This window comes from Mycobacterium sp. E796, assembly GCF_001672815.1.
In the GTDB taxonomy this organism is placed as follows: domain Bacteria; phylum Actinomycetota; class Actinomycetes; order Mycobacteriales; family Mycobacteriaceae; genus Mycobacterium.
In genome coordinates this window covers 1-20510 of sequence record NZ_LZKK01000325.1, presented here as the reverse complement: position 1 = coordinate 20510, position 20510 = coordinate 1, and the positions used below count along the sequence as shown (strand labels likewise).

General features: G+C 65.4%; 20 protein-coding genes, 1 tRNA gene and 2 pseudogenes. 12 read left to right on the top strand and 11 right to left on the bottom strand.

Going from position 1 to position 20510, the window contains the following annotated elements; genetic code table 11:
- Nucleotides 1-5: 5 nt before the first annotated feature.
- From A5706_RS35355 to A5706_RS25910, 4 genes and pseudogenes are all read left to right on the top strand, one after another.
- Nucleotides 6-173: pseudogene (locus A5706_RS35355) on the top strand (hypothetical protein); the annotation flags it as partial.
- A gap of 9 nt (nt 174-182) precedes the next feature.
- Nucleotides 183-2087 carry a molybdopterin-dependent oxidoreductase gene (locus A5706_RS25920; protein ID WP_231985417.1) on the top strand — a complete coding sequence of 635 codons (1905 nt, stop codon included), beginning with the start codon at nt 183-185 and terminating at the stop codon, nt 2085-2087.
- A 127-nt stretch (nt 2088-2214) separates the two neighbouring features.
- On the top strand, nt 2215-2424 hold the full coding sequence (locus tag A5706_RS25915; RefSeq protein ID WP_068137390.1) for a hypothetical protein: 210 nt from the start codon (nt 2215-2217) through the stop codon (nt 2422-2424).
- 59 nt (nt 2425-2483) lie between these two features.
- Entirely contained in the window at nt 2484-3692 is a 1209-nt protein-coding gene (locus A5706_RS25910) for a cytochrome P450 (protein WP_068137388.1), read from the top strand.
- Nucleotides 3693-3851: 159 nt separating this feature from the next.
- Here A5706_RS25910 and A5706_RS25905 read toward each other — a convergent pair whose 3' ends face one another.
- The 3 genes from A5706_RS25905 to A5706_RS25895 all read right to left on the bottom strand — a co-directional run bounded on the left by A5706_RS25905 (nt 3852) and on the right by A5706_RS25895 (nt 6573).
- Entirely contained in the window at nt 3852-4760 is a 909-nt protein-coding gene (locus tag A5706_RS25905; protein ID WP_082964621.1) for an alpha/beta hydrolase, read from the bottom strand.
- Nucleotides 4760-5680: an SDR family NAD(P)-dependent oxidoreductase gene (locus A5706_RS25900; RefSeq protein WP_068137381.1), complete on the bottom strand. Its 921-nt coding sequence runs from the start codon at nt 5678-5680 to the stop codon at nt 4760-4762. Before A5706_RS25900 ends, A5706_RS25905 begins: the two co-directional genes overlap by 1 nt.
- A gap of 134 nt (nt 5681-5814) precedes the next feature.
- Nucleotides 5815-6573, bottom strand: a complete 759-nt coding sequence (locus A5706_RS25895) for an SDR family NAD(P)-dependent oxidoreductase (RefSeq protein ID WP_068137380.1) — start codon at nt 6571-6573, stop codon at nt 5815-5817.
- A gap of 1076 nt (nt 6574-7649) precedes the next feature.
- On the opposite strand from A5706_RS25895, the gene A5706_RS25890 reads away from it, so the two are divergent.
- The 3 genes from A5706_RS25890 (at nt 7650) to A5706_RS25880 (ending at nt 11115) form a co-directional block, all read left to right on the top strand.
- Complete coding sequence (locus tag A5706_RS25890; protein WP_068137377.1) at nt 7650-8321, top strand: hypothetical protein; 672 nt, start codon at nt 7650-7652, stop codon at nt 8319-8321.
- Nucleotides 8318-9568, top strand: a complete 1251-nt coding sequence (locus A5706_RS25885) for a DUF445 domain-containing protein (protein WP_156767332.1) — start codon at nt 8318-8320, stop codon at nt 9566-9568. Before A5706_RS25890 ends, A5706_RS25885 begins: the two co-directional genes overlap by 4 nt.
- A gap of 476 nt (nt 9569-10044) precedes the next feature.
- On the top strand, nt 10045-11115 hold the full coding sequence (locus A5706_RS25880) for an NAD(P)-dependent oxidoreductase (protein WP_068137374.1): 1071 nt from the start codon (nt 10045-10047) through the stop codon (nt 11113-11115).
- Here A5706_RS25880 and A5706_RS35350 read toward each other — a convergent pair.
- The 6 genes from A5706_RS35350 to A5706_RS25855 form a co-directional block, all read right to left on the bottom strand.
- A complete protein-coding gene (locus tag A5706_RS35350) occupies nt 11112-11360 on the bottom strand; it encodes a hypothetical protein (protein WP_197517981.1) in 249 nt (82 codons plus the stop codon). The two genes, A5706_RS25880 and A5706_RS35350, sit on opposite strands and share 4 nt — an antisense overlap.
- Nucleotides 11361-11373: 13 nt before the next feature.
- Nucleotides 11374-11449 (bottom strand) — tRNA-Ala (locus tag A5706_RS25875).
- Nucleotides 11450-11499: 50 nt separating this feature from the next.
- Nucleotides 11500-12501 (bottom strand): gephyrin-like molybdotransferase receptor GlpR, encoded by a 1002-nt coding sequence (gene glpR, locus A5706_RS25870; protein ID WP_068137371.1) that lies wholly within the window; start codon nt 12499-12501, stop codon nt 11500-11502.
- 143 nt (nt 12502-12644) lie between these two features.
- Complete coding sequence (locus A5706_RS25865; protein WP_068137800.1) at nt 12645-13298, bottom strand: GNAT family N-acetyltransferase; 654 nt, start codon at nt 13296-13298, stop codon at nt 12645-12647.
- A 21-nt stretch (nt 13299-13319) separates the two neighbouring features.
- The gene (gene glp / locus A5706_RS25860) at nt 13320-14600 is read right to left on the bottom strand and encodes a gephyrin-like molybdotransferase Glp (RefSeq protein WP_068137369.1); all 1281 of its coding nucleotides are present in this window, start codon (nt 14598-14600) and stop codon (nt 13320-13322) included.
- A 33-nt stretch (nt 14601-14633) separates the two neighbouring features.
- Nucleotides 14634-15545 (bottom strand): UTP--glucose-1-phosphate uridylyltransferase, encoded by a 912-nt coding sequence (locus tag A5706_RS25855; protein ID WP_068137366.1) that lies wholly within the window; start codon nt 15543-15545, stop codon nt 14634-14636.
- A gap of 77 nt (nt 15546-15622) precedes the next feature.
- Between A5706_RS25855 and A5706_RS25850 the strand changes: the two genes are divergently transcribed.
- The 4 genes from A5706_RS25850 to mscL all read left to right on the top strand — a co-directional run bounded on the left by A5706_RS25850 (nt 15623) and on the right by mscL (nt 17894).
- The gene (locus A5706_RS25850) at nt 15623-16225 is read left to right on the top strand and encodes a 5-formyltetrahydrofolate cyclo-ligase (protein WP_068137364.1); all 603 of its coding nucleotides are present in this window, start codon (nt 15623-15625) and stop codon (nt 16223-16225) included.
- A gap of 75 nt (nt 16226-16300) precedes the next feature.
- Nucleotides 16301-16627, top strand: coding sequence for an FmdB family zinc ribbon protein (locus tag A5706_RS25845; RefSeq protein ID WP_068137361.1), 327 nt, complete (start codon nt 16301-16303; stop codon nt 16625-16627).
- A 65-nt stretch (nt 16628-16692) separates the two neighbouring features.
- Nucleotides 16693-17361, top strand: coding sequence for an SAF domain-containing protein (locus A5706_RS25840; protein ID WP_068137357.1), 669 nt, complete (start codon nt 16693-16695; stop codon nt 17359-17361).
- Between the two features lie 65 nt (nt 17362-17426).
- Nucleotides 17427-17894 (top strand): large-conductance mechanosensitive channel protein MscL, encoded by a 468-nt coding sequence (mscL, locus tag A5706_RS25835; protein ID WP_068137355.1) that lies wholly within the window; start codon nt 17427-17429, stop codon nt 17892-17894.
- A gap of 8 nt (nt 17895-17902) precedes the next feature.
- Here the strand turns inward: mscL and A5706_RS25830 are convergent, their stop codons facing one another.
- Complete coding sequence (locus tag A5706_RS25830; protein ID WP_068104220.1) at nt 17903-18463, bottom strand: molybdenum cofactor biosynthesis protein B; 561 nt, start codon at nt 18461-18463, stop codon at nt 17903-17905.
- A complete protein-coding gene (locus A5706_RS25825) occupies nt 18463-19971 on the bottom strand; it encodes a S1C family serine protease (protein WP_068137352.1) in 1509 nt (502 codons plus the stop codon). The genes A5706_RS25830 and A5706_RS25825 overlap by 1 nt, the downstream gene beginning before the upstream one ends.
- Nucleotides 19972-20210: 239 nt before the next feature.
- On the opposite strand from A5706_RS25825, the pseudogene A5706_RS25820 reads away from it, so the two are divergent.
- Nucleotides 20211-20510: pseudogene (locus A5706_RS25820) on the top strand (sensor histidine kinase); the annotation flags it as partial.

The following is a 20510-nucleotide window of genomic DNA, read 5'->3' as shown; positions in this document are numbered from 1 at the left end:
CCCGCATGACGGACGAGAAGGCGCCGGCGCCTGAGCGGGTCCGATTCAACTGCTTTCTCTGCGCGGCGTGCTGCGGAATGTACGCAACCGTCTTGGGCGATCGAATCACCAACGTCGTCGGCGACCGCGACCACCCGGCATCGCATGGATACAGCTGCAAGAAGGGCCGCAACATCCCACAGGTGCATCATGCCGCGAACCGAATCGATCGGCCACGCATCGACGGTGTCGAGGTCGAATGGACCGAATTTCTGGACGACCTGGCCATCAAACTGCAAAGGCTGAAGGACGAATACGGCCCCAACAGCGTTGCGAAGTTCTCCGGGACCGGAACCTTCTCCGTCAACGAGTTGTTCGCGATGCACACCTTCTTCGGAATGATCGGCACGAAGTCGCTCTACAGTTCGCTGACACTCGATGTGGCACCGCTGATGCGGGCCGCCGAGTTGGTGACCGGCTTCACCCAAACCGTGCCGGTTTGGAATCCGGATGATCCGGCCTCAACCTTGACGGTCGTCGTCGGCCAGAACCCCTCGGTCTCCGGCGGCTATGTCGGAACGCCGGCCACCAACTTCAACGACCGCGTCCGTGCGTACCGCAAGCGCGGCGGCGAGGTGTGGGCCATCGATCCACGAGCCACGCGCACCGCCCGGATGGCGGATCGACACCTCGCGCCCCAGCCAGGATCAGACGTATTCATCTTCGCCTGGCTCGCACGTGAGCTCTTGCGGGATGGCTTCGACGCTCACGAACTCGAAACCGCCTGCGATACCGGTGATGTGGAGCATCTGCGCATGGTGCTTGCGCCCTTCGACCTGGAGGTCGCAACGCGCCGGACGCGACTCGAGGAACGCGACCTGCTCGATCTGCTCGCCGCTATCAAGCGGCACGGCAAGGTCTCGGTCCTGCCCGGAACCGGGATCTCCTTCTCTCCCGACGCGGTGGTGACCTACTGGCTGATCTGGGTGGTCGGCATCCTCACGGGCTCGCTCGACCGCAAGGGCGGAATGCGCTTTCTGCCCGCGAACAGCGCGATGATGGACGGGCCGCAATGGGAGGGGCATGCGCCCGCAGGCGGCTCGACGGGCCCGGGCCCGGCCAGTCGCCCGGAACTCGGCGAGATCTTCACTGAGCGACCGTCCGTCGCCATGGTTGACGAGATCGAGGCGGGAAACATTCGTGCGCTGATCGTCGTCGGAGCCGATCCGATCGGGGCCGCACCCGACGCAGCGCGGCTCCGTGCGGCGCTCGCCACCCTCGAAGTGCTCGTGGTGGTCGACATCCTGGAGTGGGAGCTGACGGAGATTGCCACACACGTCGTCCCGTGCACTTGGCAAACCGAACGCCACGACATGCGCTTCCTTCCGCAGTACGGATTCGAACGCGCCTACGTGTCGACGGCGATCGTAGAACCGGGCGCGCAACGCCGACACGTGTGGCAGGTCCTGTCGGCGGTGGGTTCTCGCATGGGTTTCGACATTTTGTCAGTGATCCCCGGCGTCGACCCCGAGACCGTGACGGACCGAGAACTGATGTACGCCATTACCCGCCTGACTTGTCAAGACGCCGAGGCCGTCTTCGAGGCGGGTATCGATGGCCGCGACGTCGACTTCCGCTACGGATGGTTTCACGAGAAGGCGCTACCGGGCGGAAAGTGGAGGCTTGCGCCTCGCGTGCTCACTGAGCGCCTGCCTGACCTCGTGCTGCGCAGCGACGTTGCCGGACCTCGCTTGGTCAACGGTCGCACGATCGAAAGTGTCAACAGCTCGCACTACGGGATAACGAATGGCGAAGGAGCTCCTCGCATCCGGATCAGTGCCGACGTGGCGCGAGAACGCGCGATCGAGACCGGAGATCGGGTGCGTGTCCATACGGGACGCGGCGAGGTGACGGGAGAGGTGCTCGTGGATCCGTCGATGGCCCGCGAGACCGTCTGGATCGCGCACGGATGGCACAGCCAAAACGTCAATCGACTGACAGACCCCGCGCCCGATCTGCTGACAGGGCAGCCCAGCGTTACGGCGGTGCCGGTCGAGGTGGAGCGCATCGCTTCGACCGGGGGACCCGCAACCTCGGTAGTCCGATGAACGGCTGTCACCCGTCCTCACGGACATCGCCACTCGCATCCACAACTGATTGCCTGCGGAGCGTTGAAGGCCGCGTGCAACCATTCGATCCGCCTCAACAGCGTGCACCCGGCCTGACCTCACCGAGATGGGCACCCCCGAGTTGGCCGCGGCGATCGCCCACCCTGCGGAGTGCAACTACAAGTCGCTGCTGCACATCATGACACCGTTCCTGCCGACATGGGCGGCACAGCCGGAAAATATCGCCGACGCCGTCCGCTGGCTGGCCAGCGACCAGTCGAAACTGTCTACGGCACAGACAATCTCGGTCGAACAGAATTCTTCGCCCGTTGGATGATATTCGGCGCCGGACCAAAGGCTGCATTGTTCAGTCCGGTGTCGGCGGTGAGGAGTGAGATGGTAAACGCGATTGAATTGTTCGAGGCCGACGCGATACAGGATCCCTATCCGCTATATGAGCGCATGCGCAGCGCTTCTCCCGTGCATCGGATCGGCGATTCGGCATTTTATGCGGCGTGTACCTGGGCTGCGGTCCATGACGCCGTCATGCGGACGGAGGATTTCTCCTCAAATCTCGTCGCGACGATGCGATACACCCCGGACGGGAAAGTCGTGCCCTTCGAGATGGCGCCGCTCGGTTCGCCTAGCCACGTGCTGGCGACTGCCGACGATCCCGCGCATGCCGCACACCGTAAGCAGATCGTCCCGCAGTTGTCGGCCAAGCGAATCCGCTCGATCGAGAAGTTCGCCAGCGACACGGCCGAAGACATCTGGGCAGCACAAGTGCGCGAAGGTCGCATCGAATGGATGAGCGCGATGGCCAACAGTCTGCCGATGATGGTCGTCGCCCAGCTCATAGGAGTTCCCAGCGACGACGTTAAGCGGCTTGAGCGATGGGGTTCTGCCGGTACACAGTTGCTCGAGGGATTGCTTTCTGAACAAGAACTGAATGTCGCGGGTATGACTGGGCTGGAGATGATGGGCTATCTCGACGAAAATTTCACGCTCGCCGCAGCCGAACCGCAAAACAATCTGCTCGGCGATCTCGCAACGGCCTGCGCGTCAGGTGAACTCGATAGGCTCACTGCTCAGTTCATCATGGGCACCCTATTCAGCGCCGGCGGAGAGTCGACGTCGTCGCTGCTGGGAAGTGCCGCCCACATCTTGGGCACTCACCGCGCGGTCCAAGAACAGCTCAGAGAGACGCCGCAACTGCTCGGGGCTTTCATCGAGGAGGCTTTGCGGTACGAGCCTCCCTTCCGGGGTCACTATCGCCACGTCATGCGGGACACCACTCTGCAGGGCGTGGATCTTCCCGCAGGATCGAACTTGCTGTTGCTCTGGGGTTCGGCAAATCGCGATCCTCTCCAATTTGAGGATCCCGACACCTTCCGACTCGATCGGCCAAAAAGCAAGAACCACATGACCTTCGGAAAAGGTGCCCACCTCTGCGTTGGTGCGGCGTTGGCGCGCCTGGAGGCGCAGATCGTCTTCAGCATGCTGCTCGAGCGCACCACCTGGATCGGGGTTGAGAACGTTGGAAACTGGTTGCCCAGCTTGCTGGTACGGCGCCTGGATCGGCTCGAACTCAACGTCGCGTGCTAGCGCGTCGATGGCAGTGAACGTATGAAACTGGCTGCTGGCAAATGAGATACGGGCTGTCTTCTATCGGAGCTCGGTGCACGGGCGGGTTGGCCATGCAAACTCGAAAAGGGTCCACGACTCGCTGTGCAATAGATCGGGGTGTCCCGGATGCAAGACGGCTCACCCGGTGAGCACCTTCTGCAAGACGTCGCACTGCCGGTCGAAGAAGGCCCGCGATACACCGGCCCAGGGAGTGACCATGTCGAATCCGTGAAATGCCCCGGGAATTGTGTCGACCTCACAGGCAACTCCCGCATCGACAAGCCGCCGGGCGTACTCTACGTCCTCGTCATGCAGTGGATCGAGAGTCCCAACCCCCACCCACGCGGGCGGGACGCCAGATAGGTTGGTATGCCGCGCCGGAACGGCAACTTGTGGGTCAGCCGATCCTAGATATGCCTGCCAGCCAAGCCGGTTGGTATTGGGCGTCCACATGCGATAGCGGGGGTTGTCAGCTACGCGATCGCTGGAACAATCGTCGACCATCGGATACACCAACAGCTGAAATAATGGCGATACCTCGCCGCGGTCGCGGGCCAGCAGTGCCAATGCGGCCGTGAGGCCGCCGCCCGCGCTGGCGCCGCCAACAATGATCCGGGCCGGGTCGATTCCTGGCAGCCGACTCAGCCAGATCAGCACGTCGTAGCAGTCCTCAAGCGCGGCAGGGTAGGGGTGTTTTGGCGCAAGTCGGTATTCGACTGCGGCAACAGGTATCCCGAGCCGCTGCACGAAGCGCTGGCACAACGAGTCGTCTTGCGCCGCGGTACCGATGACATAGCCACCGCCATGAATCCACAGCAGAGCGGCACCGGCATGTCTCTTGGTCGCAGGGCGATGTAACCGCACCCCAGCGCCTGAGGGCAGCGTGAGCACCTTCGCGCCCTTGGGCGGCGGGAGAAAGGCCATGGGCCTTGTGAGCGCTTTCATGATCGGTAGCGTCCGTCGATTGAACGCACCCCGCGGCAACACACGCGCAAACCGGCGCAAGTCCGGGTGAAAGTCGTCGCGCTGCGACACTGCGCCTCCCATCAGACCGGGAAACTCACGCCAGTCAGCTCTTCGCAGACGGCCCATAGCCGCCGCTGAACGTCCCCGTCGTGAGACCTGGCACTGGACGTGACCTGCTTGGGGAAGCCTTTGAGCTCCCACAACCGACTCGGACCCCAATACTGGCCACCTTCGACTTCGGGTTCCGTCGCTGCGAGCAATTGCGGCAGCGCACCCATCTTCGGATCTTGGCCCATCAGAGGGCTGATGACGTTCATCAGCGGCCGGACGGGCGCCCAGACGTGCCGGATCAACTCGGAGTCGGTATATCCGGGATGGGCCGCCACCGCGATCGTCGGCTTGCCCGCCGCCGCCAACCGTCGCTGAAGCTCGTAGCAGAACATCAGGTTGGCAAGCTTGGACTGCGCGTAGGCGGCACTTCGGTTGTAGGTCCGCTCCCAATTCAGATCGTCGAAGTGAATGGCACCGCCCAACTTGTGAAAGTTGCTGCTGACGATGACAACTCGCGACCCCTCGACGGTCAACATGTTCTTCAAGAGCAGCCCCGTGAGTGCGAAATGACCGAGACTATTTGTGCCGAATTGCAATTCGAAGCCATCTTCGGTGACCTGCTTCGGTGGAATCATCACCCCGGCGTTATTGATCAACAGGTCGATCCGGGGATGAGCGGCGAGCAGTTCGTCGGCCGCTTCGCGCACCGATCGAAGCGAGCCAAGGTCGAGTCGTTGGAGCAGCACATCGGCATCGGGCGTCACGCTCAGAATCCGGTCGGCGGCCGCCTTGCCTTTGTCCAAGTTACGCACCGCCATCACCACGGTCGCGCCGTGCTCGGCCAACACCCGAGCAGTATCAAACCCAAGACCGGTGTTGGAACCGGTCACGATCGCAATCCGTCCGGATTGGTCCGGGACATCGGTTTCGGACCACTTCTTCGAAATCATTCGCTACGACCTACCCCTAACTCAGGCGATGACTGCCCGATCGCGATGCTCTGAGCATCGGCTGACATTCCCGACGCGTGTTCCTTTCGATGCACAGCCGACCTAGCGGCGTTCGTTAAGTTAATGGCGGTCACCTACTTGGGCGCGAACCGCTGTCCCGCATCCAGACGCAGGCACTGACCGTTGAGCATTGGGTTGTCTACTATGGCCGCGACCAACTTGGCGTACTCCTCCGGTTTGCCCATCCGCTTCGGGAAGGCGGCGTCCTTGACCAGGACAGCCGTCATCTCCTCGGGAACACCGCTCGTCAGTCCGGTCAGGAAAAGGCTCGGGGCGATCGCTAGTACCCGTATGCCGAGGGATCCAAGATCACGCGCCATCGTCAGGCACATGCCCGCAACTCCGGCCTTCGCCGCGGTATAGGCGATCTGTCCGATCTGGCCTTCGAAGGCGGCGATCGACGCGGTGTTGATGATGACGCCGCGCTCATCGTCCTCCGGCTCGTTTCTGGCCATGTGTGCCGCGGCCAGCCGACAGATATTGAAGGTGGCGACGAGATTGAGATCGATTACAGCCTGGAAGGATTCGAGGTCGTGCGGGCCTGATTTGGTAAGGGTTCGCTTGACGATGCCGCCGCCGGCGGTAGTGACGATGACATGCAGGCCGCCCAGCTTGTCGACTGCGGCTTGTAGCGTCCGCTCGGTACCGGCAAAGTCGGTGACGTCCAGCGGATAAAACGCGCCACTCACGGCATCGGCGACCGCCGCACCTTCGGAACCCTCACGGTCCAACACCGCGACATCCGCGCCCTTTGCGGCCAGCAGCTCGGCCGAGGCCCGGCCCATGCCCGAGGCGCCGCCGATGACGACGGCTTTCTTTCCGCTGACTTCCATGCCACCCTCCGATCTATATCCCGTAGAAAATATCCGTGATCTTCCCGCTAATAGAGAAACTCGACGCGTGGCTCTGGCACCTGTCGGCCCACGGCGCAATCATCGACATCGTGTCGTAGCGAAAGAATGCAGTCACGCGAAGGAACGCGGTTGGCCAGCAAAACGTCGGCCGTCCGCCGCCAGAAAACCGCTGTCAGGATTGATGTTGAAGAGGTAATCTCGGCAGCGCGACGGCCGGCAGGATCGGCCGAACCTTGCGGTGATACGCGGTGATGCGATGCCTCCTTCATTGGCAATAGCGCTTCATTGGCAATAGCGCGGACCTTTTTCAAAACAGACTAGACAAGTCTAGTCGAAACCCATACCGCGCGCACAAGCGGCTTCCTGTCGCAGTCGACTCGCATCGGCAGCGATAGGCGCTCTCCCACAGCAAGGGACACGTCGGTGGCCCGCGGACATTGCCGCCTGGCGTGCGACCGGCGCGACGTGCTCGCCGCACCATCTTCGCCACTTCAATGGTGGCGCCGAACGCTTCGGCTTCCCTTTGGTCTTTGACGCCGCGCTCGTGGGTCTGTCCGCGCCCGGGCGGCGCGAGCGGACACGGTCCCGTGGGGCTCGATGGTCGTCATCCGCACCATATCCCTCTGGTCTTCCCCTAGACCGAGGGACTGGGACTTCCGCGGAGGAGCCTTATTGTCTAGCCTGTGAAGAGAAATGCTGCTCGGCTGGGGGATCACACCAAGACTTGCTCCTTTCGGTTGGCTGGACGATTCGAGGAAGTCACCCGACAGATGCGACGGCAGGTCCACACCGAAGACGCAGTCCAAACCACGCTCGGCATCACCTAGTTGCCTGGTCAATCACAACGGAAGAAAAACGTTCTCCATTGAGCAACGGGATCCCCCTCGCCATTTTGGCCCGCGCCCGGGTGAATTCGTGCATACCCGGTACGGTCCACCGTATTTGTGGTGATCCTTTGCAAGATCCGTGGCACGCAAATGGCTGACGACCCCATCAACACAGAATGAGATGCGAATAGTGAGATCAAGGAAATTGGTCTTTCGAGATGGTAGCCCATGACCACGACGCACCTGGCGCGCTTGATGCGCGGCGGCCTCAAGGTGGCGGAAGGTGTCGTGGTCGGCGGTGTGTTGCCGGTGGCCCTAGAGGTCGAACGCTACGTGGTCGGAGCGATCCGACAACACCTCGAGCAGCTCGACGCGCCTAACTCGTCGGGCCCCCGACACCCCGAGGGTGACAGGAACGTCCCGCCGTTACCGACGGTGATCCTTGAGTCTTTGCTGGAACGATCGCTTTTCTACTCACCCGATGACAGTCGAAATGAACTCTACGGCGCATTGCTTCAGGCACTTGTCCCCGATGAGGCGCGCATTCTGGCTGCGGTCTCGGATGGTTCGGCCTACCCGGTGGTCCATGTAGCCGAACCCACTGCGACCGGTAGCAACGTAACCGTATTGGCCAACGCATCGACAGTGGGCCGCGTCGCGGGCGTATCGCTGCCCATTTACACGCCGCTCTACCTGACCCGGATGTTGCAGCTGGGCTTGGTCGCGATCGGGCCGGAAGGCCCCAGCGCCATGGCGAACGACTACGAGGTGCTGCTCGCCGACGACGCGGTGAACGTCGCTCAAGTCAAAGCGCGGCGCGGGATACGCGGAGCACGGGTGATCAAGCGCACAGTGAGCATCACCGCGCTCGGCCTGGAAGTGTGGGAAGCGGCGAAGTGAGAATCGACATCGATGTCGACCTGGGCAGCATTTTCACGCACCCGGCGTGGGTGTACATTTCGATACCGCTCGGTGCCGCGTTGATCGGTTGGGCGACGAAAATCCTCGCCCTCAAAATGATGTTCTATCCGTTAGAGTTCAAGGGCATAAAGCCGTTTCTTGGCTGGCAGGGACAGATTCCGCGAATGGCACCGAAGGTCGCTGCCACAATGGTCGATACGATGATGTCCGATATCATCGAACCTCAGGAACTGTTCGACCAGTTGGATCCCGACGAATTGGTCAAAGAACTTGGTGAGCCGCTGCGGACGGCCACGACCGAGATCGTCGACGAGATAATGATGTCTCTGCAACCTCAGCTGTGGCGGGCGACTCCCGACCAGGTCAAGGATTTGATTGTGATCGGTGTGGAAGCACGCATGCCGGCGGCCTCGCGCGAGATGTTTGATCAGTTCAAGGATCAACTCGACCAGTTTTTCGACGTCAAGCACATGGTCGTCACTAAGATGGTCACCGATAAGGCAAGACTCGTCAAAGTCTTCGAGGACATGGGCGGAACAGCCTTCAAATTCTTCGTCAAAGCCGGGCTGATATTCGGGTTCATCATCGGCGTAATCCAAGCAATAGCATTCGGCTTGACCGGATGGGCGTGGACGTTGCCCGCATTCGGTCTGCTCACCGGCGGCCTAACCGACTACCTGGCCCTGCAGATGATCTTCCGACCGATCGAACGACGGACAGTGTTCCCCGGTTTCAAGTGGCAAGGCGTATTTCAAGCCAGCCGCGAGGAGGTCATTCGCAACTACTCAGAGTTAATGGCCAGGGAAATCTTCACCGCCCAGGCCATCCTCGAAAGCCTACTCACCGGCCCTATGTCGGACAGGTTTTTTGACGCCATCCAAACCGAAATCCACCAAACCATTGACAAGCAAATGGGTTTCGCGGCTCGCATCATCAGTGCCGTCGGCGGCCGCCAGTACCGTGATATGAAGCAGCGAATCGCCGACATAGTCATTGAAAAACTGCCGGAAAACATCGGCTACGCTGAAAAATACTTCGCCGACCGGATCAATCTGGAAGCGATCATGGTCGAGAAGATGAGCCAGATGGATGCGCACCAGTTCGAGAGTCTGCTACGTCCCATTTTCAAAGACGACGAGTGGATCATCATCGTGGTTGGCGCAGCGCTCGGATTCCTGGTCGGGTTGGCCCAAGAGGAAATTATCCTGTCGCTGATCACACGATAAGTGCGTCAATCGCGCCTCGTAATCGGTCAATGGTGAGCAGGGAAGCCCCGGCGAACGCGCTGGCAGTATCCGCCCACGCTGCGACATCTCCCCTTTCCCCTTCGCTTGCCGCTGCCCGCGCCACCCCAGGTCGCCAGAGCGCGATGGAGTGGCTTGCTTCACCCGTGGGAGACGATATATTTTATTCAGCATAGATAAAGTCGGACGGGTTCGACTCGCTCCCGGCATCCAGGCAACGGCGGGGTGCGCTCGGCGAGTAGACCTGGCGCGAAGAGGGGCGCCATGACCATGACAAGTACGTGGTCTAGGCAAACACAACGACGGACGGGTGAATGGATCTGCGGGTGACCTGTCGTCGCTGAAAGTGCCTTGCGGCGAAGGCGATTTGGATTCGCAAACCGTCAAGCCGCAGCGCCGAACCAGAGGCGTCGACGCAGTGACCCACAGTGACAGGAAATTTTGGAAGGAAATCTTCGATGACCGCCTCGGGGACTGTAATGGTCACTGGCGCCTTCGGCCTGGTCGGTCGAGCGACGGTCAAGCGGCTGGTCGCCGAAGGTCGTCGCGTCGTCGCAACCGATTTGGAGACGCCTGCGTATGTCAAAGCGGCCAGAAAGTTACCCGCCGGCGTTGAAGTTCGCTGGGCCGACCTGACCGACCAGGCCCAGATCGACGAGCTGCTCGGCAGCGTGTCCCCAACGGCCATCATCCATCTGGTAGGCATGATCGCGCCCGCCATCTATAAGAATCCCCAGCTCGGCCGAACGGTCAACGTTGATATCGGCCGCTCCCTGCTAGCGGCCGCGCAGGCCCAACCCACACCGCCAAGGTTCGTTCACGCGTCCAGCGTGGCAGTGTTCGGCGCGCGAAACCCACACCTTTATTCCGACCCGGCTCGAGCGGACTCCCCGACATGCCCGAACGACGTGTACGGCGCAACCAAATTGGCGGCCGAAGAACTAGTCCAGTCGTCTTCCCTGGAGTGGGTCATACTGCGCCTGGGCGCGGTAGTCAGCACTGAGTTGACGTCGATGCTGAGCAGTTGGGACGTCATCTTGTTCGAAAGTGCGTTACCGCTCGACGGCCGTATTCATACCGTCGACGTGCGTGACGTAGCGAAAGCATTCGCCACGGCAACCACCGCCGACGCCGCCGGCAAGATCCTGCTGATCGGCGGCGACGATTCGCATCTGCTGCGGTACTCCGATGCCGGCCACGATCTAACGGCCGCAGTCGGATTAGACGGCGCGCTGCCACCGGGCCGACCTGGCGACCCCAACAGTGATATCGACTGGTTCGCCACCGACTGGATGGACGCCGGCCCTGCCCAAGAATGTCTTTGCTTCCAACATCATTCGTGGCCCAGCATCTTGGCTGAAGTCCGTGCGCAGCTAGGCTGGAAACGCCATCTGTTGCGGCCGTTCGCCCCAGTGGTGCGCGCCATCCTGACACGGCGGTCGGCATACCACAGCCTGCCGGGGAAATATGCCGATCCGTGGGGCATCGTTCGAAGTCGGCTGGGCGACCCAGGGCCTGACAACCCCTAGCGACCGCCCAGTCCGGCAACGCCACTCTGTGCCCCGACAGCTGCATTCTCTTCGCAGGTGTCGTCAATGGTGCGGTCGTCGGCTATCCCGGAGATGTTGAGTTGATCTGCATCCCGGCGTCGATCCACCGGCACTTGCGCGCGGCCGGGCTGATCGACGCGCAACCCCACAAACGGCCCAAATCCTCCTACATCCGCTTTGCCGCCGAACAACCCAACGAACGCCTGGCATCCGACTTCACCCACGGACTATTCACAATGGTGGAGCTAAGGGGATTCGAACCCCTGACCTTCTCGATGCGAACGAGACGCGCTACCAACTGCGCCATAGCCCCTGACCGCTAGCAGGCTACCAGCCGCGCGGCGAACCGCCGAACTGCCGGCGCTACTCGCCGACCGCGCGCGGCAGGTCGCGGGGCCACCCGAAGGTCCGCATCGGCATCGCGTAGTCCAAGTGCTCGAAGATCGGGTCCTCGTCGTCGATCTCCAGCACCACCGCGCCGGGGCGCCGCAGCCGCGAGGGCACCAGGTCGTATTCACGGTCGTGGGTGTTCTCCACGCCGAGCCGCGCCCGCGCCAACCTCTGCATCCGGCGGCGACGCACCCTCTCCTCGATGCGGGTCTGGCGACGCAAGTAGGCGAGGTAGAGCACGGTCACCACGGTCGCGCTGCCGCACACCCACCAGGCCGTCGGCGTGACCTCGAACGCGGCCGCGGCCGAGCCGGTCAGAACGACCGCCATCACCATCAGCACCCGCTTGCGGAAGGCGTACTTGCGCGCGCTGACCGCGGCCGCGGCCTTGGGGTCGAACCGGCGCCGCCGCGACGCCCCCGCCGCGACGTACGCCCGCGGGTCCTCGTCCTCCTCGCGGTCCGCCTCGGGCTCCAAACCCGAAGAGTCCTCGACATATTCGTAGCGGTCGTCCAGCTCTTCGTCGCTGGTCTCGGCCTGCTCGGCGACGGGCTCGGTCTCGTCGGCGTCCTTTGCGTCCTCGTCCGCCGCGGCCCCCGCCGGGAGCGCGCCGGCATCCTCGATGACGTCGACGTCCAGGTAGTCGGGTTCGGCCGCTTCGGTGGCCGTGGCCCGCACGACGACGGGACGCGCCACCTCCTCGGTTTCGGCGTCGTCTTCGTCGTGCTCGGGCTCGGCGAGCTCGTCGTCGACCGCGTCCTCCTCCGGCTTCCAGTCGGGATCGCTGCGATGACCCGCGGCGGGCCCACTGCGCCTGAGCAGCCGGGAGCCGGCGCCGTTGAGCACCCGCGTGGCCAGGGCGACGTCGCTGGTGCGACGCACGGCGTCGCGTTTGCTGATCAGCATCGGAACAAGGACGAACAGCCAGAGCACCACGAGCGAGATCCACAACAGCGACTGCGGGATGCTTGGCATGATGACTTGCTCCTTACTGGACCCGACCCCCGCGAGGCTCGTCTGTGGCCGATGCGGCTGGGCCGAGGTGACCAGCACAATTACACACCTGTAATTTGCCTCTCACAAGCACCACATGTCACTCGTGTCGCGATAGCCACAGTTCACGCCCAACTCGCATGGCCGGAGCGGACCAGGGTCGCCGCGACCGACCCCTGCACCTCTTCGACGGTGATGGCCATCAGCAGGTGGTCGCGCCAGGCCCGGTCCACCTCGAGGTAGCGGCGCAGCAGCCCCTCCTCGCGGAACCCCACCTTTGCCAGCACGGCCCGGCTCGCGGCATTCTCCGGACGCACGGTCGCCTCCACGCGATGCAGCATGACGGGGCCGAAGCAGTGGTCCAGACCCAGCGCCAATGCCGCCGTCGCGACCCCGCCGCCGGTGGCCGACCTGGGCACCCAGTAGCCGATCCACGCCGACCGCAACGCCCCGTGGGTCACGTTGCCGATGGTCAGCTGGCCGCAGAAACGCCCGTCGAGCTCGATCACGTAGGGCAGCATGCGGCCCTTGCGGGCCTCGGCGCGTAGCCCGGAACACAAGGCCGGCCACGCCGCGACCGTGTGCCGGATCGTCCAGTCGCCATCCGTGCTGGGCTCCCACGGCTCCAGATGCGCGCGGTCGGCCAACCGGATCCGGCTCCACTGCGCGCCGTCGCGCATGCGCACCGCCCGCAACCGGACGACACCGCCCGGGACCCGCAGCGGCCCCACATCCGAGGGCCAACCCGGGTGACGGGGATTCGCACGCAACAGGTTCACGAGCATGTGCAGTAGCTTCGCCTAGCCGCGCTGGGCCAAGAACGCGACGTCGACGATCTCGCCGGTGCGGATCTGCTCGGCGCCGCTGGGAACCACGACCAAACAGTTCGCCTCGGCGAGGGTGGCCAACAGGTGCGACGACGACCCCGGGGCCCCGCCCAGTGCCTGTACCAAATACTCACCGCTGTCCTGGTCACGCATCAACTGCCCGCGAAGGTACCCCTTGCGCCCGGCGACCGACGTGATCGGCGACAGCGCGCGAGCCTGCACGATGCGGCGCATCGGCTGGCGCTTGCCCAGCGACAGCCTGATCAGCGGCCGGACCATCACTTCGAAGACCACCAGCGCGCTGACCGGGTTGGCCGGCAGCAGGAACGTCGGAACGCCCTCGCGGCCCAGCTGCCCGAAGCCCTGCACGGACCCCGGGTGCATGGCCACTCGCACCACCTCCATCTCGCCGAGCTCGGACAGCACCGATCGCACCGACTCGTTGGCCGCGCCCCCGACCGCGCCGGCGATCACCACGACCTCCGAGCGGTTGAGCTGGCCTTCGACGACCTCGCGCAGTTCTTTCGGGTCGTTGCTGACGATGCCGACGCGGTTGACCTCGGCGCCGGCGTCGCGGCCCGCCGCCGCCAGCGCATAGGAGTTGACGTCGTAGACCTGCCCGTTGCCCGGGGTGCGCGAGATGTCGACCAGCTCGCCACCCACCGCGATGACCGACAGGCGCGGGCGCGGATGCACGAGCACCCGCTCCCGTCCCACCGCCGCCAGCAGACCGACCTGCGCGGCGCCGACGATGGTGCCGGAGCGCACGGCGACGTCGCCGGGCTGGACGTCGTCGCCGGCGCGGCGCACGTAGGCGCCCGACGGGGCACCACGCAGGATCCGCACCCGCGACATCCCGCCGTCGGTCCATCGCACGGGCAGGACGGCGTCGGCCAGGGTGGGCAGCGGCGCCCCGGTCTGCACCCGGACCGCCTGCCGCGGCTGCAACCGGCTGGGCGTGCGCGAGCCGGCCTCGATCGTCCCCATCACCGGCAACACCAGCCCGTCGCGCCGGTCCTCGTCGTCCGAGGGCCCGCCGAGGCTTTCGGCGCCCACCTCACCGACGCCCAGCACGTCGACGCTGCGCACCGCATAGCCGTCGATGGCGGCCTGATCGAATCCGGGCATGGGCCGCTCGGTCACCACTTCCTCGGCGCACATCAAACCCTGGGCCTCGGCAATGGCGACCCGGATCGGCCGCGGGGCCACCGCGGCGGCCGTTATCCGGGCCTGCTGCTCCTCAACAGAACGCACGAGCGCGCCTTCCTGACCTTGGCGGGCGCCCGGCTACTGCTCGGTCAGGCCTAACCGCGCCACCAACCATCGCCGCAAATCCGGGCCATAGTCGTCACGATCCAATGCAAAGTCAACCGCAGCCTTCAGGTAGCCGCCGGGATTTCCCAAGTCGTGTCGGGATCCGCGATGCACGACGACGTGCACCGGGTGGCCCTCCTTGATCAGCAGCGCGATCGCGTCGGTGAGCTGTACCTCGTTTCCGGCGCCGCGGTCGATGCGGTGCAGCGCGTCGAAAACGGCGCGGTCGAGCACATACCGGCCCGCCGCCGCATACATCGACGGCGCGTCGGAAGCCTTGGGCTTTTCGACCATGCCCTTGACCCGCAGCACGTCCGGATTGTCGCCGCCCGCAACGGGTTCCACGTCGAAAACACCGTAGGAGCTGATCTCTTCGGGGGTCACCTCGATCGCGCACAGCACCGTGCCGCCGTGGTCGGCGCGCACCTTCGCCATCGTCTCCAGGACGCCGGTCGGCAGCACCAGGTCGTCGGGCAGCAGCACCATGACGGCGTCCTCGTCCGCCGCAAGCCTGGGCTCCACGCAGCTGATGGCGTGCCCCAGCCCGAGCGGCTCGGCCTGCACCACGGACTCCACCTTGATCAGCTGCGGCGCCCGGCGCACCTTGTCGAGCATGGCCTTCTTGCCGCGCGCCTCGAGGGTCCCCTCCAGCACCAGGTCCTCGACGAAGTGGGCGACGACGCCGTCCTTGCCCTCGGAGGTGATGATCACCAGGCGTTCCGCCCCGGCCGCGGCCGCCTCCTCCGCGACAAGCTCGATGCCAGGCGTGTCGACGACGGGCAGCAGCTCCTTGGGCACCGTCTTCGTCGCAGGCAAGAATCGCGTACCCAGGCCGGCCGCAGGGACGATCGCCGTGAAGGGGATCGGAACATCCGAGCGTGACATCGTTCAAACCATAACCCCCATTAGGCGCGCCACCGCGAAGTGGCGGCGCGAAACCCCGGCCTGTCATGGTTGAGGGCATGCCAACCGCGAGCAAGGCCGCGTTGCGCGAACGCCTGCTGGCGGCCCGGCGCTGCGTTGCCGACGACGTTCGCGCCGCCGAGGCGCGCGCCCTGCGCGAGCACCTGGAGCCGGTGGTCGAGGCCGGGACCACGGTCTGCGCGTACGTACCGGTGGGCACCGAGCCGGGGTCGACCGAGCTGCTCGAGGCGTTGCTGCGCCGGTCGGCGCGGGTCCTGTTGCCGGTGGCGCGCACGGACGGCCCGGGCAATAGCGACGCCCCGTTGCCGCTGCGGTGGGGTGAATACCGGCCGGGCGCGCTGGTCCGCGGGCCGTGGGGGCTGCTCGAGCCGGCCGGGCCGCTGTTGGCGGCATCGGCCCTGGCCGAGGCCGCCCTGGTGATCGTGCCGGCGCTGGCGGTCGACCGTCACGGCGTGCGACTGGGCCGGGGCGGCGGCTTTTACGACCGCTCGCTGGGCATGCGAAACCCGCAGGCGCGGCTGATCGCGATGGTGCGCGACGCCGAATTCGTCGACGAGCTGCCCGCCGAGCCGCACGACGTGCCGATGACGCACGCGTTGACGCCGGGGCAGGGCCTGATCGCGCTTCCCGACCGGGAATGATCGCGATCACGTGGCGGTTCTAGCACTTGACACGGTAGAGTGCTAATCCAAGCCCGTAATCATTCGGAGGTTTTCGTGCCGACATACAGCTACGCGTGCACCCAGTGCGACGACCGCTTCGACGTCGTGCAGGCCTTCACCGACGACGCGCTGACAACGTGCGAGAAGTGCCAGGGCCGGCTGCGCAAGTTGTTCAACTCCGTCGGCGTGGTGTTCAAGGGCAGCGGGTTCTACCGCACCGACAGCCGCGAGGACCGCAAGAAGTCGACCAGCTCGTCCAACGGCTCCAGCGAAGCGGCATCGAGCTCGGGCTCCAGCGAGAAGAACGGGTCCGACAAGAGCACGTCGAGCGAGAAGTCGTCCAGCAGCGCCACGCCGGCCACCGCGGGCGCCGCGAGCTAACCGGTTATCCACAGCGCCATCACCGACCGGCATTGTCGGCGCTCGGCCGCGCCTACCGTTGCGGCGTGGGCGAATCATCGCTGAACCCCAGCGCGTTCAGGCGCCTGTCGGCGTCGTTGCGCCCCGACTGGACGCGCACCGTGCTGGCCCGGCGGGTGGCCGCGGGCGGGCTCGTCGTGCTGGCCGGCGTCGCGACCCTGCGGTCCAACCCCGACGGCGATTACGCCGAGGTGGTGGTGGCGGCCCGCGATCTGGCTCCGGGCGCCGCGTTGACCACCGATGACGTCTTGCTCGAAAAGCGTTCGGCCGCAACGGTTCCCGACGGATCGAAGGCGGACCTCGCCGCGGTCGTCGGTTCGACGCTGGCCAGCCCGACCCGGCGCGGCGAGGTGCTCACCGATGTCCGGCTGCTCGGCAGCCGGCTGGCCGAGTTGACGGCCGGGCCCGGCGCCCGCATCGTGCCGCTGCACCTGGCGGACGGCGCCCTGCTCGACCTGGTCCGCGTCGGCGACGTCGTGGACGTGCTGGCCGCGCCGGCCACCGACCCGCCCGGGGGCGCTCCGCCGGCCAGCAGGGTGGTGGCCACCGACGCCGTCGTCGTCGTCGTGTCCGCCAAGCAGAAGGGCCAGGCCGCCGACGCCAACCGCGTAGTGTTGGTTGCGCTGCCGGCTCGCGTGGCGAACACGGTGGCAGGCTCGACGCTGGGTCAGACGGTAACGCTCACCCTGCATTGAGTATCTGGCCGCTGTTGGGCACGTGACCGATAGCAAACTCGGTCCAGACCAGAAAGGGCGTCCTCATGCTCAAGGGGTTCAAGGAGTTTCTCTCGCGGGGCAATATCGTCGACCTGGCCGTCGCGGTCGTCATCGGTACTGCCTTCACCGGATTGGTCACCAAGTTCACGGAGAGCATCATCACGCCGCTGATCAATCGGGTCGGGGTCAATCAGCAGTCCAACGTCGGCGCCCTGAAGATCAGCATCGGCGGCGGCCAGACGATCGACCTGAACATCCTGCTGTCCGCCGCGATCAACTTCGTCCTGATCGCGGCCGTCGTGTACTTCTTCGTCGTGCTCCCCTACAACACGCTGCTCAAGCGCGGCGAGGTCGAGCAGGCGGACGACGCGCAGGTCATCCTGCTCACCGAGATCCGCGACCTGCTGGCACAAACCACCAACGGCGACTCGTCGTCCGGCAGGCACGGAGGCTCTGTGTCCGCGACACCGCCGCCGGAATACGGCCCGCGCGCGGAGGCCGAGTCGCGCTGACCCGCGCCCTAGATCTCCAGGCTCGACAGCTGGCCGATGATCTGGGCGGCGAGCGGATTCAGCGTCGCCATACCGTCCCGCACCGCGTACCGGGACCCCGCAAGGTTGACCACAAGTGTGCTCCCCGACACTCCGGCCAGACCCCGGGACAACCCGGCGTCGGTGATGCCCGCGGACAGCCCGGAGGCGCGGATGGCCTCGGCGATGCCCAGGATTTCCCGGTCCAGGATCTCGCGGGTGGCCTCGGGCGTGACATCCCGCGGGGTGACGCCCGTCCCGCCGACAGAGACCACCAGGTCCACCCCCCCGATCACCGCGGTGTTCAGCGCGTTGCGGATCTCGACCTCGTCGGCCGCGACCGCCACGACGCCGTCGACGACGAACCCCGCCTCGGTCAGCAGCTCGGTGACGAGCGGCCCGCTGTGGTCCTCCTCGTCCCCGTGGGCGGTGCGATCGTCGACGACCACGACCAGCGCTCGGCCCACTACCAACTCCGCACCCGCTTCCATGGGTGCAACGGTATATCCGAGCTCCGACAGGCCTGCCGCCGAGGGCTCATCGACTCTCATTACTGATCCGCCTTGCCGAGTGTGACCTGCACGGTGCGACTGCCGCCGCCGGGATCCTGAAACGTCAGCGATACCTTGTCGCCCGGCGCTTTTGAGCGCACGGCGGCGACCAACGCGTCGGCGCTGTTGATCGGGCGGTCGTCGACCTTGGTGACGACCACGCCCTTGGGCACTCCGGCGGTCGCGGCCGCGCCGTTCGCGATGACGTCGACGACCTTGGCGCCCGGCGTGCCCTTGTCGCTGGTCACCTGCACACCCAGCGACGCGTGCGTCGCCTTGCCGGTCGCGATCAACTCGTCGGCGATGCGCTTGGCCTGGTCGACCGGGATCGCGAAGCCGAGGCCGATCGACCCGCTCTGGGAATCCGGCGAATCGGCGCCCAGGGTGGCGATCGCCGAGTTGACGCCGACCAGCTGCCCGCTCATGTTGACTAGGGCGCCCCCGGAGTTACCCGGGTTGATCGCGGCATCGGTCTGAATGGCGTCCAGCACGGTGTTCTGGTTGCCCGACTCACCCGTCGTGGACACCGGCCGGTTCATCGCGCTGATGATGCCCGTGGTCACGGTGCCCGACAGCCCCAGCGGTGACCCGATCGCCACCACCGGCTGGCCCACCCGCAGGTCCGACGAGGAACCCATCGTGATCGGCGTGAGGTTCGAGACGCCCTGGACCCGGATCACGGCGATGTCGCTCGTGGGGTCGGCACCGACCACCGAGAACGGCGCGGTGCGGCCGTCGGAGAAGGTCACGGTCGTCTTCGGTGGCGGAGCGCCCGGCGGCGCACCCGGCGGTCCACCCGGACCGCCCGGCTTGACCGCGGCCGCGACCACGTGGTTGTTGGTCAGGATCAGCCCGTCGGCCGACAACACGACGCCAGAGCCCTCCTCGGACTGGCGACCCATGTCGGTCTCCAACATCACGACACTGGGCACCACCTTGGCGGCAACCTGTTCGACGGACCCCGGCGGCATGTTCGCAGCCGGGACACTGGGAGCCCCCGCGAATATCCTGCCTCCGTTATTGCCCGCGGAGTGCGTGCTCAGCTCGACGGCCGTGGCCGCGGCGCCACCGATACCGGCCGACACCACCGCGATCGCCAGCGCGCCTGCGGTCAATAACCCTGCGCGGGAACGCTTCTGGGGAACCGGCGGGGGCCCGGGGGGCATCGGCGGCAGCATGTGTATCGGCCCGGTACCGGTGCCCGGCGGAATTGAACCCGCCCCGGTGCCCCCGGGGATCGGGCCCGGTCCGGTGCCTCCGGTGAGCGGAACCGGCCCGGTACCACCGGGGACGGGGCCCGGCCCGGTGCCGGTGAACGGCTCGTACGGCCGGCGATACTGCGCGGTCGGCTGCGACGGCTGGGCAGGTTGCGACGGCTGATAGCGCCAGTCGAACTGCTGGTTGTACGGCTGCTGCCCCTGGGCATACGCGGGGGGCACAGGCTGATTAGGCCCCGTTCGGTATCCAGGCTGCTGCGGCGGTGGCGAATACCTCGGGTCATTCGTCATGTCGCTACGTCGCTCTTTCTCTATTTCGGCGTTATCGGCGTTCGGGCTCGGCGGCTCGACGTGGCTAGGTTTCCAACCCTAGCCGCAGACCTACCTTGCCCGCGCGGACTGAGAGTCCACTGAGATAACGTTCGCCGAATCCCGAGAGTTCTCCGGCCTCCTCGCGACCGGCACGGCCGGTTCTGTCTCGGCTTCCGCACCAAGATTCGCTTCCGCACCAAGGATCGCAGTGTCGGCGTCGGCCGGCGGGTATCCCGGTGCACGAGCGCCGCCTGGTGTTCGAGCGCTTCTACCGGTCGACGACGGCGCGGGCGATGCCGGGCTCGGGGCTGGGGTTGGCGATCGTCAAAAAGGTGGTGCAAAGCCACGGCGGGTTGCTCCGCGTCGAGGACACCGTGCCGGGAGGCCAACCCCCGGGCACATCCATCTATGTGCTGCTTCCCGGCCGCCCGGTGCCGGTCTCGGGATACCCGCCGGCCGACGCCGACACTGCGATCCTTGGTGCGGAAGCGAATCTTGGTGCGGAAGCCGAGACAGAA